Consider the following 15,628-nt stretch of genomic DNA (forward strand, 5'->3'; position numbering starts at 1 on the left):
GCCGAAAATCGTCATTCTTATGCGACGACTCCTGGCTCGCCTCCGAGCGAGGATCGATTGACGTCACTAAATATCATATTTTATATCGATACCTCCCTTCCCGTCATTGCTGGAACCGCTCATGTCCACCGAGGCCCCGCCTGTCCCGCCCGCCGCCCGCCGCCTGGAAGGACGCGTCGCTATCGTCACCGGTGGAGCGCGCGGCATTGGCCGTTGCATCGCCGAGCGCCTCGCTGCCGAGGGCGCACAGGTGGTCGTGGCGGATATTGACGAGGCCGAAGCGCACCAGGCCGCCGCCGATCTCGGCCCGCAGGCGCTGGGACTGCGCGTCGACATCGCCGATGCCTTCTCGATCGCGGCGCTGGCGCAGACCGTCGAGCAGCGCTACGGCCGCTGCGAAATCCTCGTCAACAACGCCGCCATCCTCGATGCTGCCGGCGTGGACGCCATGAGCTTCGACCATTATCGCACGGTGCTGGACATCAATCAGGATGGTGCCGTCCGGGTGACGCTCGCCTTGCTGCCTCTTATGCGCAAGGCAGGCGCAGGCCGGCGCATCCTCAACATCGTCTCGATCCAGGGCCTGCGCGGCACCCGCGATTCCCTCGCCTATGCAACGGCCAAGGGCGCGCTGGTCAATTTCACCCGCGCCCTTGCCTGCGACCTCGGCGAGGAAGGCATCGTCGTCAACGCGTTGGCCCCCGGCTTCATCGATACGCGGATGGCGCAACTGCCGGACGGGAGCGGCCATGAGCACGAGACCGACTGGTTCCGCGACATCTATATCCGCCACGGCCGCATTCCGCTGCGCCGGCCCGGCACGCCAGTGGACATCGCCGGGCCGGCCTTCTTCCTCTGTTCGGACGATGCGCGGTACGTGACCGGCCAGATCCTGCTCGTCGACGGCGGCCTGTCCGCCACCTTCTAGCGGCGGGGAAGCGGACGCGCCGCGAGGCTGTAGCGAAGGATGGTGGGCCGCTCCGGCGTCGCCGCCAGGCAGGTCGGGGTGCCGGCCGCCACTATCGGGTTGTCGGCCAGCGACACCGGCTCGGCGAAATCGAAGCAGGCGGCTATCGGCTCGATGCCGAGACCACGGTAGCGCCCGTCCCAGGGCGCGCCGGCCAGCGCCCGGTCGCTGATCCACAGCAGGCACGAGGGCAGCAGATCCTGGTCCCAATCGAGGCTCAGCACCGCACCACGTTCCGAGAAAACCGCCTCCACGGCCCCCTCGACACCGCAGAGCTGAAGGACATCCTCCATGGGCTCGGCTTTTGGCAGGCGCGCCAGATCGATAAAGCCACCCGTGCGTGACGGTACGGCGGCAAGGGTCGCGAAATCACGGCCGATGGCCGCACGCATCGCCCCGCCCGGCACCGCGGCCGGATAGGTGAGGCCGCGGCGGAAGCGGGCCTGGATGTGGAGGCCTTCCGGGGGAACATCCAGCGACAGGATCGGATGAAGGCCGAGCGGAAGACGGGTCGCGCGCCGCACATCGATCACGAGTTCGAGGTCCAGCGCCGGTGCGTCGGGCCGCACCGCGAGCGTGCGGGTGAGCCGTCGCACCGCATGATCAGTCGGGTAGTCGAGCGCTAGGCGGATGTGATCGGCGCCCTGCTCTTCCACGCGCCATGTGGCATTGGCGGCAAGGCCATGGGGAGGATCATTGCAGAGATCGAGGCCGAATTCGCTCCAGCCCGGCGCGATCCCGTCCAACGGCCCGCCGACGCCGAAGGGCAGGCACACGAACTCCGCGCCGAGACGACGCAGATGGGCCGGCAAGGCGCCCAACAAGGGATCGTCCGGTGACCAGTGCGGCCGAGCGAAGGGCGCGAAGGGCCCATCCGGCAGATGGAAGACAAGCTCGGTGAGCATCGCGCCCACCGGCGACACACGCAGGGCGCCATGCGGCCAGTCGAGCGTGAGGAGGTCGAGCGGCGCGCCGTTCACTTCAGCGCCGCGAGCAGCGAATCCTTGCCGTCGAGGATCACGTCGCGCATGGCCCGCGCCGCCCCCTCCCCCTCGCCACCGGTAATCGCCTCGAACACCGCCCGATGCTGGCTGATGTCGTCCTCGACGCTCTTGTCCGCCTTCAGCGCCTGCTGTTGGATGGAAAAGCTGAGATGCAGGAAGTCGGCGACCAGATGGGCGAAGCTGCCGAGCAGCACGTTGTGGCTCGCGGCGAACACCGCCATGTGGAACGCAACGTCGGCATGGGCATAGGCCGACAGATCGCCGCTCGTCGCCTCCATGGCGTGCAGCGCCGCCCGGATGCGACGCAGGTCCTCGATCGTCGCCCGGCCGGTGGCGAGCTGGGCGGCCGCCGGCTCGATCATCAGGCGCAGCTCGATCAGATCGCGCATCATGGTGTCGCGCAGCGCGGCGGAGCCGTTCCCGTCGCCGAAATGCCAGGCGAGCACGTCGCTGTCGAAGGTGTTCCACAGGTCGCGCGGGCGCACCCGCGTGCCGACCTTCTGGCGCATTTCGATCAACCCCTTGGCCGCCAGCACTTTCAGCGCCTCGCGCAGGGAGGGGCGGCTCGCCGCGAACTCCGCCATCAGGTCCGGCTCGCGCGGCAGCAATTCGCCGGGCGCGAAACGGCCGGAAACGATAGCGCGGCCGAGCTCGGTGATCACATGGCCCTGCACGCCGCTGATCCGATAGCCGGACGGCCGCACCGGACGGGGGGCGCGCCCTTCACCGGCCGCGGCTTCGGCCTCGGGGCGCTGGCGTGGCGTCGATGTGCGCTCCGTCACTGGCGCTCTCCGTCTTCCGTCGTTGCGGCCGCCCCGCAATGCTCAGGTCTGGGGCCATCCTTGCCGGACACGATAGCCTAAGCCGCGCATGGGGGCCTTACCGCCCATCGGCCTGCGATCATGTCCACAGGATTCATTTAAATCATATTTTTTAGCCAAACAAGCACAGGAAACGCTGACACATCTGGACAGGCAGCGCATATTAAATAATATTTTTTCGTCGGCACAGATCGACCCTTCCAGAGATCAGGAGAATGGCATGCTCAGGACCGTATTGGCGGCCGTGCTTGCGGCTGTCGTCAGCGTCAGCGCGAGCGCGCAGGAATTCCAGTTCGAAGCGCCGCCGCTGTTCGACAATTGCGGCGATCCCTCTCTCGCCCGCGCGAAGACCGAAGGCGTGACCCTCGGTTTCTCGCCCTCGCCGCCCTACTCCTCTCTCGATCCGGCAACCAAGAAGGCGGGCGGGCTCGACATCGAGCTGGTGGAGGCGGCGCTGAAATGGGCCGGTGTCACCAAGTTCAAATATGAGGTGATGCCGTTCGGCCAGCTCATCCCGGCCTTGCTCGCCAAGCGTATCGACGTCGTCTCCGCCAACATCCACGTCACCCCGGACCGGCTCAAGGCGGTGTCCTTCTCCGGTCCGGCGTGGTGGTACGGGCCGGCCATCGTGGTGGCGAAGGGCAACCCGGCGGGCGTTACCTCCTTCGAGGGCCTGAAGGGCAAGAAGGTCGGGGCCATCGCCGGCTCAGCGGCCGATGAATATCTGCGCAAGATCGGCGTTGCCGTGACGGCCTTCCAGACCGACGCCGAGGAATTCGCGGCGATCTCCACCGCTCGCGTCGACGCCATTCTCGACGACGACGTGAAGATCATCGAGTTCATGAAGGCCAACGGTTCGACGCCGATCGAGATCGTCGCCAATGTCGCGATCCCGGACGAACTCATCTTCAAATACGGCTATGGCTATGCCCGCTATGCGCTACGCAAGGACGATTGCTCGTTGCGCGTCGCCTTCACTCAGGGCCTCGCCGAGGTGCGCGGCAACGGTCAGGCCACGGCGATCTTGAAGACCTACGGGCTCACCAACCGCAACCTGTTCTTCTTCCCGCTCTGACAGCCGCCGGGCACGGCAAACGGACGCGCGGGGCGGTTGATCCCGCACGTCCCTTCCGGCTTCCGCGGCAGGTTGCGTCATGAACCTTCTCGATCTCTCGGTCGTCGACGAATACGGCTCGGTCTTCCTGCAAGGCCTCGCCATGACGACCTTCCTCACCCTCGTCGTCATCCTCCTGGCAGGGGGGCTCGCCGTCCCGCTGGCGCTGGCACGGCTTTCGCCGCGGCGCTGGATCCGCTGGCCGGCGGATTTCTATGTCGAGTTCATCCGGGCCACGCCGCTGATCCTGCAGCTCATCTATATCTACTACGTGCTGCCCAGCGCCGGCATCCGGCTGGAGCCGGTCACGGCGGCGATCATCGGCCTCACGGTGAACTATTCCGCCTTCATGAGCGAGGTCTATCGCTCGGGCATCCAGGCGGTACCGAAAAGCCAGTATGAGGCGGCGCAGAGCCTGGGGCTCGGTCGCACCATCACCTTCATCAAGATCATCTTCCCGCAGGCCTTCCGCATGGTCCTGCCGGCGCTCGGCAACTATCTCATCGCCCTGTTCAAGGATACGGCGCTGGCATCGGTGGTCACGGTGCAGGAACTCATGTTCTCCGGGCAGATCGTAGCCGCGCGCAACTACCAGTATTTCACCGTCTATACCGTCACCGCCATTCTCTATTTCTCCGTCGGCTTTCCTGCCGCCCTTCTCGTGCGCCGGCTGGAGCACTGGTCGCGGCGTGGCTGGTCGTCGCCCGATCGAAAGTCCTGAGTGATCTCCATGTCCAACATCAGCTTGCCGAAAGTGACCATCCGCTCCATCGCCGTCGCCCCCCTGTTCGGCGAAAGCCCGAAGGGCGGCTGGTCGGCCGAGATCAAACCGGAAGATTCCGTCCACGCGCTGATCGCCGTGCACACGGAAGAAGGCATCACCGGTCATGGCAGCGTGTTCACCGACGGGCGGCTCGTCCAGGCCGCCGTCGACGTGCTCGAGCCGCTCTGGCGCGGCGAGAACGCCCTCGAGCCCGAGCGCGTCACCGAAAAGCTGCATCAGAACAGCTTCTGGATGGGGCGCGGTGGCAGCCTCACCCATGCGATCAGCGGCATCGACATCGCGCTGTGGGACATATTGGGCAAGAGCCTCGGCCAGCCCGTGGGGAGGCTGCTCGGCGGCACCTATCGCGACCGCGTCACGCCCTATTGCTCGCTGTTGATGGAGGAGCCCGAGCGCATGGCCGACGTCATCGGCCCGCATCGCGCGCGCGGCTTCAAGGCCTTCAAGATCGGCTGGGGGCCCTTCGGTCGACGCGACAGCACGAAGCTCGACGAGGCGATCGTGCGGGCCGCCCGCGAGGCGGCGGGGCCGGATGCCCAGCTCTTTGTCGACGCGGGAGCCTCCGACGCCTATTGGCCGCAGGGGCTGAAATGGGCGCTCAACACCGCGCAGATGCTGCGCGACTACGATGTAGGCTGGTTCGAGGAGCCGCTGCGGCCGGACGCGCTGGAGGGGTTCCGCACGCTGCGCCGGGCGAGCCCGGTGCCGATCGCCGGCGGCGAGGTGCTCACCCGGCGGCAGAGTTTCGTCCCCTGGCTCTCCACCGGCGCCCTCGACATCGTACAACCGGACGTGACCAAGGTCGGCGGCATCAGCGAGCAGCGGCGCATCGCCTGGCTCGCCGATGATTTCGGCCTGCGCTATGTCGGCCATGGCTGGAACACCGCGCTGGGACTGGCCGCGGATCTTCACCTCGCCGCCGCGCTGCCGCACTGCGACCTCGTCGAGTTCATCGGCGGCAGCGCCTATGTCGACGGCATCGTCGCCGAGCCCTTCATTCTCGACGACGAGGGCAAGCTGCATATCCCCGATCGGCCGGGTCTCGGCATCCACCTTGATCCCGAGGCACTGGCGCGTTTCACCCACACGCCCGCTTCGCTTTTCGCCCCGACATAAGGTCCGCTGCGAGAAGCCCACGGGCCGTTCAGCCGAGCGACCCGTATCGATATCAAAGGAGAAAGCGTCGATGAAGCTTGTCCGTTACGGTCAACCGGGGGCGGAGCGTCCCGCCATCCTCGATGCGCAGGGCGTGCTGCGCGATCTTTCGGGCGTGGTGCCCGACATCGGCGGCGCGACGCTGCTGCCCGAAGGCCTCGCCAAGATCGCCGCGCTCGACCTGTCGACGCTGCCGGCGGTGGACGGCAATCCCCGCATCGGCGCCTGCGTCGGGCAGGTCGGCAAGTTCATCTGCGTCGGACTGAACTACACCGACCACGCCGCCGAATCCGGCATGGCGATCCCCGACGAGCCGGTGCTGTTCATGAAGACCACCAGCTGCATCGTCGGCCCCAATGACGACGTCGAGATCCCCCGCGGTTCGGAAAAGACCGACTGGGAGGTCGAGCTCGGCATCGTCATCGGCAAGGCCGCCAAATACGTGTCGAAGGAAGACGCCTACGACCACGTCGCCGGCTATTGCGTGATCAACGACGTCTCCGAGCGCCACTTCCAGCTCGAGCGCGGCGGCCAGTGGGACAAGGGCAAGGGCTGCGACACCTTCGGCCCGATCGGCCCGTGGCTGGTCACCACCGACGAGATCACCGACCCGCACGTGCTGGACATGTGGCTGGAGGTCGACGGCAAGCGCTACCAGAACGGCTCGACGCGCACGATGATCTTCGATGTGCCGACCATCGTGTCCTACATCAGCCAGTTCATGAGCCTGCAGCCGGGCGACATCATCTCCACCGGCACCCCGCCGGGCGTCGGCCTCGGCCAGAAGCCGCCGGTCTATCTCAAGGCCGGCCAGACCATGCGCCTCGCCATTTCCGGCCTCGGCGAGCAGCAGCAGACCACCGTTCCGGCGGCGTGAAGGAATTAGCCAGATGAACAAGCTCGACCTCACCGGCCGCGTCGCCATCATCACCGGCGGCGCCCGCGGCATCGGCTACGCCACCGCCGAGCGCATGCTCGCCTCCGGCGCCTCCGTCGCGCTGTGGGACATCGACGCCGCCCGCCTCGACGAGGCGGCGGCCGAACTCGGCAAGCTCGGCAAGGTGTCCACCCATGTCGTCGAACTGACCGACGAGGCCTCGGTCACCGCCGCCACCGAGGCGACGGCGGCGGCGCACGGCAAGATCGACATCCTGGTCAACAATGCCGGCATCACCGGCGGCAACGGCAAGCTGTGGGAGCTCGACACCGAGACCTGGCGCCGGGTGATCGACGTCAACCTCGTCGGGCCGTTCCTGACCTGCAAGGCCGTGGTGCCGCACCTGATCAAGAACGGCTGGGGGCGCATCGTCAACGTCGCCTCCATCGCCGGCAAGGAAGGCAACCCGAACGCCTCGCACTATTCGGCGTCGAAGGCCGGGCTGATCGGGCTGACCAAGTCGCTCGGCAAGGAGCTGGCGACCTCGAACATCCTCGTCAACGCCATCACCCCGGCGGCGGCGAAGACCGAGATCTTCAACCAGATGAAGCAGGAGCACATCGACTTCATGCTGTCGAAGATCCCGATGAACCGCTTCCTGGCGGTCGACGAGGCGGCGGCGCTGATCTCGTGGCTGTCCTCCGAGGACTGCGCCTTCTCCACCGGCTCCGTGTTCGACATCTCCGGCGGCCGCGCCGTCTACTGAGGCGGCGCCGGGAGACACTCCGCCCGACATCGGCCCAAACATTGCAGATCGAGCCCGGCTCCAGCCCAAGTCAAAACAGGACGCAATCGGCGGTCATTGCGTGACATGGCGTAGTCTTGGCGCGCCGACCTTGATGACAGTGAAAACTAACGCCTCCGCTGCGGCGCTCGAGGATGCACACTTCAAGGTGGTTGAGAACGCCGACTACACGACGCTGCTCGAATACCGCCCGTGTTCCGGCTTTGATGCCAAAGATGTGCGTGATCATCTGCAAGTCGACAAAATCCGCCGATGGCAGCATCAGTGGCCGTGGCAACCAAGATGAGAACTATGTGTTCGCTACAGCGCTATGACGCATGTGATCCGTAGCCGAGCTCGACGAGGCCCGTTTCATGTATTCAGCTTCGAGATCGCGGAGAAACATAGATTAATTCACCAGATATTATCCTGCATTAAGACGAACACCAATATTTACTTCCAGCGAAACCGATGAGGTACGGAGACGACCCTACAGGAACAGATCGCCTTTACCGCAGAGAAAACTCTCCAATAGTGCCATGGGGGCGCCGATCTCGATGCCGCGCTCGGCAAGCCAACCGTCATTGTAGAGTGTGGAGGCGTAACGCTCTCCCGAGTCGCAAAGAATGGAGACGATCGATCCGGTTTCGCCGAAAGCCGCCATCTCCTCGGCCAGTTTGAGCGCCGCATAGACATTGGTCCCCGTCGAACCGCCGCAGCGGCGGCCGAGCATGTCACTGACGACGCGCATGGTGGCGACGGACAACGTGTCCGGGACCGTGATCATCCGGTCGACCACATCGGGAATGAATGAGGGTTCGACACGCGGACGGCCGATGCCCTCGATGATGGATCGGCAGTGGTCGACCTCCAGTATCGAACGATCCTCATAGTGCCGATGGAACACCGATTCCGTGGGGTCGGCGACACAAAGCCGGGTTGAGTGGCGCTGGTAGCGGATATAGCGCCCGATCGTCGCCGAGGTGCCACCGGTTCCGGCACCGGTCACGATCCACTTCGGCACCGGATCGGGCTCCTGCGACATCTGGCTGAAGATCGATTCAGCGATGTTGTTGTTGCCGCGCCAGTCGGTCGCGCGCTCAGCGAAGGTAAACTGGTCGATGTAGAAACCGCCCGTCTTGCGGGCGAGCTCGGCGGCCTCGCCATAAACGGCCTTCGGATTCTCGACCAGATGGCAGCGGCCTCCCTGAAACTCGATAGCCGCGATCTTCTCCGGCGAGGTGGTGCGGGGCATCACCGCCACGAAATCGAGGCCGATCAGGCGGGCGAAATAGGCTTCCGATACAGCGGTCGATCCGCTCGACGCCTCGACGATCAGGGTCTGCGGCCCGATCCAGCCGTTACACAGCGCATAGAGAAACAGCGAGCGCGCCAGCCGGTGCTTCAGGCTGCCGGTCGGATGGCTCGACTCGTCTTTCAGATAGAGCGTGATGCCGGGAAGCGCGGGCAGCGGCACGCGGATGAGATGCGTGTCGGCGGAGCGGTTGATGTCCGCTTCGATGCGCTGGATGGCGGTGCACAGCCAGTCGCGTGGCTGCGAGTTGGAATGACGAATAGGGTGTGGTGAGACCTGGATGAGGTTCGTCATTTCGGACTCTCAGCATACAGACGAGATGATACTTGGTTGGGGTTCATAGCTTCGCCAAGTTTACCGGTGCCATACGGCATCTTCCGGGCGCAGCGCGAATGATGTCCTGCGCCGCCCACGAGAGTGGGCGCCCGATCAAGCTTTTGCCCGGCGACGCCATGGCCTGTTCAGGACGAGCAGGCCATGGCGGGTACGGGTTCCCGCATCCTACGACACGGCGGCGCCGACAGATCTCAAGCAGGCACGCGAGCTTCTTTGGCAATGCCGACCTTGTCTTCGTCACGCGCGAATACCCGCTCACCGCCGATCCATGTCTGGTTCGGCATCATGTCCCGCAGCATGTCCGAAGGAACGGTGAGCGGATTGTCGTCGAACACGACGAAATCAGCGAACTTGCCCGGCTCAAGGGAGCCGATCTCATGCTCACGCCCGATCGAGCGCGCGGCAAAACGGGTGTACATCCGCAACGAGGTCATGACGTCGAGGTTCTCGCCGTCAGTGAGCGTCTCGCCATTGTTCATTTCCCGCGTGACCATCGCCCAGATGCCGAACATGGGAACGTGCTGCTTCGGGTGAATGCCGATCGCGTCAGAGTTTCCGGGAACAGCGAACTTCTGCTCCATCACCATCCGGCGCATGGGAAAGAGGTCGGCGCCACGCACCGGTCCCAGGTTCTTACGATAGCCCGCGGCCGTGGTGTAGATGAACGGAGGCTGCGGCACTGGCAGCACACCCAATTCCGCGAAGCGCTTGGCGCGTTCGTCGGTCCACAGGCAGTTGCCGGCATGCTCGATCCGGTGGGCCGCGCCGTTCGCTGCCTTGCGCTCCGGCAGAGCGGCGAAGGCATCCAGCACAACGTCCTGCGCCAGATCGCCGATCGCATGGACGCAGATCTGGTAGCCCGCGCCATGCAGCTTGCCGACGATCTCCGAGAATTCCTCGGGCTTGAAGGAAAGGTGGCCCTTCAGATCGCTGCCCCAATAGGGCTCGTACATCGCCGCGGCGCGGGACGTCAGGCCGCCATCGATGAACATCTTCATTCCGCCGAGTTTCAGTCGGCTCGGGTCCGCTTTGGCGAAACGGGCGGCGATCTTCCCTGACAGGGCATCCTCCAGCGGGCAGACGGAGGGTACCTTGGGATAGAGCGCGACGCGGATCTTCAGATCCTTGCGCCGCTCCATCTCCAGATAGGCGTCGACGCCGCCGCGGAACAGCGTGAACTCGGTGATCGCCGTGACGCCGTTCTCAAGAAAGCTCGCCTGAGCATTGGCGAGGGCGGGGCCGACTTCCTCATAGGGCCAGTCCGGCGCGTTCAGCGCGTGCCACATGTCGTTGGACACGCCATTTGGGACACCGTCCGCGTCGCGCTCCAGATAGCCACCATCCGAATCGGGCGTGTTCTCGTCCACGCCCAGCACCTCGAGAGCCTTGGAGTTGAAGACATTGATGTGGAAGCTGAAACGCACCACCACCGGATGCTCGGTGCTGACACGGTCGAGATCCCAGCGATTGGGATAGCGGCCTTCGGCGATATGCTGGTTCTGATAGTGCATGCCCTGGCCGAGGACCCATTTTCCCACCGGCAAGCTCGCCGCTTTCTCGGCGAGGCGCTCGACCATGTCGTCGATGGACTTCACGAGCGGCGGCTTGACGTTGACGGCAATGTTCCAGCCATAGGCGATCATTTCCATATGGGTGTGCGCGTCGATCAGACCGGGAACCACGGTCTTACCGCCCATATCCACGATTGCGGCGCCCTTCGCCTGCTCCTCAGAGGGGTTGACCGCAACGACCCGGCCGCCATCAATCAACAGCGAGTTGGCAGTGGTCTCCGCCTCGTCCATGGTCAGGATGGTCGCGTTGGTGACGAGGATTCTCCCGGTCGGCACGCCGTTCGCCTTCGTGACGTTCAGGTTGGCGATGTCTCGGTTGCTCATGGGTCAAGTTCTCCTTGGGCCAACCCTGCCGGAGAGGCTCCGGTGCAGTGGCCTGATTTGGATTGATGAATGTGCGGGCGCCCGACGTGCCCGCGGGCAAGTTGCGTCAGCCTTTGCTGAGAACCGTTCGGATGCCGATGAAGCGCTCGACCAACAGCACGAGGATAAGCGCAGTGAGCGAGCCAAGGCTGGCCACTGCATAAAGGCCCGGCGTGTTGGAAACCTCGGCGCTGCCGAACAGATACACGGGGAAGGTAGTCATCTTGGATCCGGCGAGGAACATCGTCACTGCGACATCCTCGAAGGACATGATGAAGCTCATGAACATCCCGGCGATGATGCCGGGGCGCATCAATGGAATGATCACCCGGATCAGCGTCGTCAGCGGGCCCGCCCCAAGTCCGGCGGCCGCCTCGTCATACTGGCCGCTGAGCGCCGAAAGGCGGGCGATGGTCGGCACCAGCACGAAGGGAAAGGTGTAGATCGTGTGGGCGATCAACAACCCCATGAAGGTGCCAACCAGCGGAATGGCAAGCGCGCCCTGCCAGAAGTAGAAGTACTGAAGGATGGCGACGCCGAGAATGATCGCGGGGAACTGCAGGGGACTGCGCAGGGCGGCCTCAATCAGCGCCTTGCCGCGCAGGTTGCTCTTCACCATCGCGATCGCCGCCGGCACGCAGAGCAACGCCGACAGGGTCGCGCAGCAGAGGCCGAGCACGAGGCTTCGCAGGAAGGTGTCGACGGCCACCTGTGGGATCTGCATGTAGGAGACCAGCGACCAGTCCCGCGGCGGAAAGATCACCGTCGTCGAGTTGAACGAGACGATCACCACCACGAAAAGTGGCATCACCAGAAAGACCACGGCCAGCACAGTCAGCGCATGCGCCGCGCCACAGAGCACCGCATCCACAACGCGTGAGATCATGTTTTTCATGATGACGAACCCCTCGCTCGGACGTTGCGGCGCCAGTGGGTAAGCAGAAGGATGCCGATCGCGACGGCGCTGATCATCGCCACCAGCATGACCGACAGCGTCGCGGCGTAGCCGAAGTCGAAAAGCACCTGCGATGCCTGCTGGATCTGGATCGCGATCACATTGACGCGCCCGCCTCCGAGCAGGACCGGCGTGGTGAAGTAGGCCGCGGTCGCCATGATCGCGATCAGCCCCACCGGGACGGCGTTCATCCAGGTCATCGGCAGGTGAACGGTCAGAAAGGTCTTCCACCGCGAGGCACCAAGCCCGATTGCCGCCCGTTCGAAATCACGCGGCAGAGCCTCGATCACCGGAATGAGCCCGACCATCACCACCGGGACCTGGATGTGGATCATCCCGATCGCGACCGCGGTGAAATTGTTGATGAGCTGCAACGGCTGCGAAATCAGGCCAATAGCGATAAGCGCGTTGTTGATGGGCCCCTCGAACCCAAGCAGCACGCGCCAGCCCAGTGCACGGGCGATGGTACTGGTGAACAGCGAGGCGATAGCTGCGACGAAGATGATCTTGCCGATAACGGCGTTGCGCCGCACGATCTGGAAAGCCAGCAGATAGCCTAGGACCAGCGAGACTACGCCGGTCAGAACGCTCAGAAGAAGGGTGGTCGACAGCGACCGAAGAACCGAGGCCGAACGCAACGCATCGGTGAAGTTGCGAAGCGACAGGGTGGCCGTGCCGCCCGCATCGACTGCCAGACTGCCCCAGAGAAAATGCAGCACCGGGTAGGCGAAGAACACCAAAAAGAACAGGGCGAGCGGGATGATCCCGAGCCGGAACGGAGAGGACGAGGAAGAGCTCATCACCGATCCTCCGGCAAATCCGCCGGCAGCAGGCGTGCATCCTGCGGCTGGAAGCTGACGAAGACGTCGGAGCCTTCCTCGAATACGGCATGCCGGTGCTGTACCGCGAGCAGCGACCCGAGATCCGGGGTTTCCAGCCGCAAATGGGTGTTCACGCCATAGAACATGCGCTTCACAACCTTGGCCGGCAATGCGCCCGGCCCAGAACTGGGGGCGCAGGTGATGTCTTCCGGGCGCAGCGACACACAGCCGGCATTCGTGCCCGGCAGGCTGCCCTCGACGTCGAACTCGTGGCCGGTCTTCGTCATCCGGACGCGCGCCCTGTTGCCATCGCGCGTCAGCACTTCGACAGCCAGTAGGTTGGTGGTGCCCAGGAATTCAGCGGTAAAGGCCGTCTTCGGTGAGTGATAGAGCCGCCAAGGGTCGCCAGCGTCGACGATCGCGCCGCCGCGCATGACGATGATCCGGTCGGACATCGCCATGGCCTCGCGCTGATCATGGGTCACGAGAACCGTGGTGAGCTGCAATTCCTGCTGCAGCGCCCGGATCTCCTCCTGCGCCCGTTCGCGCAGCTTGGTGTCAAGCGCGCCCATCGGCTCGTCGAGCAGCAGCATGGTCGGGCGGATGACTATCGCCCGCGCCAGCGCCACGCGCTGCTGCTGACCGCCACTGAGCTCGAACGGGTAGCGCTCCAGATAGGTGTCCATCTGCACCATCGCGAGGGCCTCGATGGCGCGCCGGCGGCGCTCCGCCTGGGCAACGCCCCGGGTCCGTAGCCCGAACTCGACGTTCTCGACCGTCGTCAGATGGGGAAAGAGCACGAAATTCTGGAACACCATGCCGATGTCCCGGAACTGGGGAGGGATGGAGGTGATGTCCTTGCCATCGATCCGCAGCGATCCCCCGGCCGGCTTCAGATAGCCGCCAATGGCGCGCAGCAGAGACGTCTTGCCGGACCCCGAAGGGCCGAGCAGGGACACCAGTTCACCCTTCTCGATCGTTAGGTTGAGGTCGTCGATCGCAACCCAGCCGCCATAAGCGATCTTCAGGGAGTCGATCTCAAGTCTGCTCATTGCCACGCCCTCGTCGGATGCACTTGTTACTAGGGTCGCCAAAACGTTCGGGTGGCGTGCGTTACAGGTCTTCGGACCGAAGCCGGCAACGGACGGCGGCGTCTAAGGGCCGTCCGTTACCGCTTACGGGGGTCAGTGAAGAATGCCCGCCCACTGCGTGGTCCATTCGCGCAGATTGGCGAGGAAGGCCGGGTAGTCAGGCAGGAACAACTGGGAAGGATCCTTGATGATCCATTCAGCGGACGACGGATCGGCGGCCATCACGGCGTCGATCGCGGACGAGGTCGGCGGCGTGCCGGCGATGAACATGAAGAGCGGAAGCGAGGCCTTGGCAGCTTCGTCCGACAGGAACTCGTTCATCATCAGCTCGACCAGTTCCTTCTTGGGCGAGTTGGCCACAAGAACGAGGTTGTCCGGGTTGATCAGGTCGGAATAGGTCTTGCCGCCCGAGTTGATGGTCCAGTTGGCATAGGTGACCGGGATGCCTTGCTTCTTCAGCGCGAGGCAGCGGCCCTGGTTGTTGCCGACGGTCAACCACACGTCGCCCGCCGACATCGCCGCGTCCATGTCGCCGGACGAGTTGAAGAAGCCATAGGCCTTCACCTTCGACGAAAGCTTTTCGATGCTGCCGGACACATCGCTGTAACTGCCCCCCGCCGATAGCGCGATGGCCGGCGCGTTGATCAGCCACTGTGCCGCCGTGGTCGAGGGGAACATCACGCGCCCTGCCAGACCCGGATTTGACCAGACGGCGATATCGTTGGGCGTGCCCAGTTTGAGCTCTTGGAACTTGTCGGTCCGGTAGCAGTTGCCATAGCGATAGGCCATGCTGGGGATTCCCGCCTTGATCTGCAGGCTCTCCGGCACCTTCTTCATGTTGGGAATCTTGGCCGGATCGACCGTGCCGACGACGCCCTCCTGAATACCGCGCGCCAGGTTCGCGGAATCCATCAGCATCACGTCAATGTCCGGATTGCCGCCGGAGGCGCGGATGCTGGTAATGTTCTTGGACGGGCTGGACGGAATCCAGTTGATGGTGATGCCGGTGCGCTCGGTGAAATACTTCCCGAAACTCGCGGCCCACTTGTCATTGAACGCACTTGAGTATCCCGCAAAGGAGATGCTCTGACCCGCGAAGCGACGGACATCGCCCGCATCCTGCGCCAGCGCGCCATGGGTTGCGCTGAACACCAGCGCCACCGAAAGCCCGCAAAGGCGAAGCCTCGTCTTCGAAAGATAGGAAGAAGGTTTCTTGTCGTTCATTGATTTATTCCGTTCCCCTGCTGGTGCTTTCGCACGGTGTTACTTGGTGACGTACTCCTCGTCGGTGACTGCGCTCTGCCAATCGACATTGCCGAAGTGCAGGGCGATCTGGGTCACGAGACCGGTCTCGCTGGCGCCGTGCCAATGCTCGACGCCCGGTTCGGTCCAGACGACATCGCCCGGATTGAGGATGACGCGCTCACCACCCCGCTCCTGAATCCAGCCCTCTCCGGAAACCGTGTAGATGAACTGCCCGCCTTCATGGGTGTGCCAGTGCGTGCGCGCTCCCGGCGGGAACATGATGTTGATCACCCGCGCATTACCCGCATTGAGCAGGATGTCGGACCAGACATCGCCGGTATTGGTCGCCGAGCGCAGACCGGACGGCTCACCGTTCCGAATGGCTTTTCCGTGATACATATTTGATTCCTCTGCATTTTCTGTCC

General features: G+C 64.2%; 16 protein-coding genes. 7 read left to right on the top strand and 9 right to left on the bottom strand.

Going from position 1 to position 15,628, the window contains the following annotated elements:
- Positions 1-121 precede the first annotated feature (121 nt).
- Complete coding sequence (locus KHC28_RS06230) at positions 122-928, top strand: SDR family NAD(P)-dependent oxidoreductase (protein ID WP_214007485.1); 807 nt, start codon at positions 122-124, stop codon at positions 926-928.
- On the opposite strand, the gene KHC28_RS06235 is transcribed toward KHC28_RS06230, so the two are convergent.
- Together KHC28_RS06235 and KHC28_RS06240 are read right to left on the bottom strand one after the other, a co-directional pair.
- Positions 925-1,947: an aldose epimerase family protein gene (locus KHC28_RS06235; RefSeq protein WP_214007486.1), complete on the bottom strand. Its 1,023-nt coding sequence runs from the start codon at positions 1,945-1,947 to the stop codon at positions 925-927. The genes KHC28_RS06230 and KHC28_RS06235 overlap by 4 nt on opposite strands.
- Entirely contained in the window at positions 1,944-2,753 is an 810-nt protein-coding gene (locus tag KHC28_RS06240; protein WP_214007487.1) for a FadR/GntR family transcriptional regulator, read from the bottom strand. The genes KHC28_RS06235 and KHC28_RS06240 overlap by 4 nt, the downstream gene beginning before the upstream one ends.
- Before the next feature lie 259 nt (positions 2,754-3,012).
- Between KHC28_RS06240 and KHC28_RS06245 the strand changes: the two genes are divergently transcribed.
- The 6 genes from KHC28_RS06245 (at position 3,013) to KHC28_RS06270 (ending at position 7,813) form a co-directional block, all read left to right on the top strand.
- Positions 3,013-3,867, top strand: coding sequence for a substrate-binding periplasmic protein (locus KHC28_RS06245; protein ID WP_214007488.1), 855 nt, complete (start codon positions 3,013-3,015; stop codon positions 3,865-3,867).
- Between the two features lie 79 nt (positions 3,868-3,946).
- Complete coding sequence (locus KHC28_RS06250; protein ID WP_214007489.1) at positions 3,947-4,627, top strand: amino acid ABC transporter permease; 681 nt, start codon at positions 3,947-3,949, stop codon at positions 4,625-4,627.
- A 9-nt stretch (positions 4,628-4,636) separates the two neighbouring features.
- Entirely contained in the window at positions 4,637-5,806 is a 1,170-nt protein-coding gene (locus tag KHC28_RS06255) for a mandelate racemase/muconate lactonizing enzyme family protein (protein WP_214007490.1), read from the top strand.
- Between the two features lie 70 nt (positions 5,807-5,876).
- Positions 5,877-6,722, top strand: coding sequence for a fumarylacetoacetate hydrolase family protein (locus tag KHC28_RS06260; protein WP_214007491.1), 846 nt, complete (start codon positions 5,877-5,879; stop codon positions 6,720-6,722).
- Positions 6,723-6,735: 13 nt separating this feature from the next.
- Positions 6,736-7,488 carry an SDR family NAD(P)-dependent oxidoreductase gene (locus KHC28_RS06265; protein ID WP_214006459.1) on the top strand — a complete coding sequence of 251 codons (753 nt, stop codon included), beginning with the start codon at positions 6,736-6,738 and terminating at the stop codon, positions 7,486-7,488.
- Between the two features lie 133 nt (positions 7,489-7,621).
- Entirely contained in the window at positions 7,622-7,813 is a 192-nt protein-coding gene (locus KHC28_RS06270; RefSeq protein ID WP_214007492.1) for a hypothetical protein, read from the top strand.
- Between the two features lie 183 nt (positions 7,814-7,996).
- On the opposite strand, the gene KHC28_RS06275 is transcribed toward KHC28_RS06270, so the two are convergent.
- The 7 genes from KHC28_RS06275 to KHC28_RS06305 form a co-directional block, all read right to left on the bottom strand.
- Positions 7,997-9,115 (bottom strand): PLP-dependent cysteine synthase family protein, encoded by a 1,119-nt coding sequence (locus KHC28_RS06275; protein ID WP_214007493.1) that lies wholly within the window; start codon positions 9,113-9,115, stop codon positions 7,997-7,999.
- A 233-nt stretch (positions 9,116-9,348) separates the two neighbouring features.
- Positions 9,349-11,052, bottom strand: coding sequence for an amidohydrolase (locus KHC28_RS06280; protein ID WP_214007494.1), 1,704 nt, complete (start codon positions 11,050-11,052; stop codon positions 9,349-9,351).
- Between the two features lie 106 nt (positions 11,053-11,158).
- Positions 11,159-11,986, bottom strand: coding sequence for an ABC transporter permease (locus KHC28_RS06285; protein WP_214007495.1), 828 nt, complete (start codon positions 11,984-11,986; stop codon positions 11,159-11,161).
- Entirely contained in the window at positions 11,983-12,846 is an 864-nt protein-coding gene (locus KHC28_RS06290) for an ABC transporter permease (RefSeq protein ID WP_214007496.1), read from the bottom strand. The genes KHC28_RS06285 and KHC28_RS06290 overlap by 4 nt, the downstream gene beginning before the upstream one ends.
- Positions 12,846-13,919: an ABC transporter ATP-binding protein gene (locus KHC28_RS06295; RefSeq protein WP_214007497.1), complete on the bottom strand. Its 1,074-nt coding sequence runs from the start codon at positions 13,917-13,919 to the stop codon at positions 12,846-12,848. The genes KHC28_RS06290 and KHC28_RS06295 overlap by 1 nt, the downstream gene beginning before the upstream one ends.
- 132 nt (positions 13,920-14,051) lie before the next feature.
- On the bottom strand, positions 14,052-15,182 hold the full coding sequence (locus tag KHC28_RS06300; protein ID WP_214007498.1) for an extracellular solute-binding protein: 1,131 nt from the start codon (positions 15,180-15,182) through the stop codon (positions 14,052-14,054).
- Between the two features lie 39 nt (positions 15,183-15,221).
- A complete protein-coding gene (locus KHC28_RS06305; protein WP_110374484.1) occupies positions 15,222-15,602 on the bottom strand; it encodes a cupin domain-containing protein in 381 nt (126 codons plus the stop codon).
- Between the last annotated feature and the right edge of the window lie 26 nt (positions 15,603-15,628).

The organism is Ancylobacter sonchi, from assembly GCF_018390695.1.
Taxonomy (GTDB): Bacteria; Pseudomonadota; Alphaproteobacteria; order Rhizobiales; family Xanthobacteraceae; genus Ancylobacter; species Ancylobacter sonchi.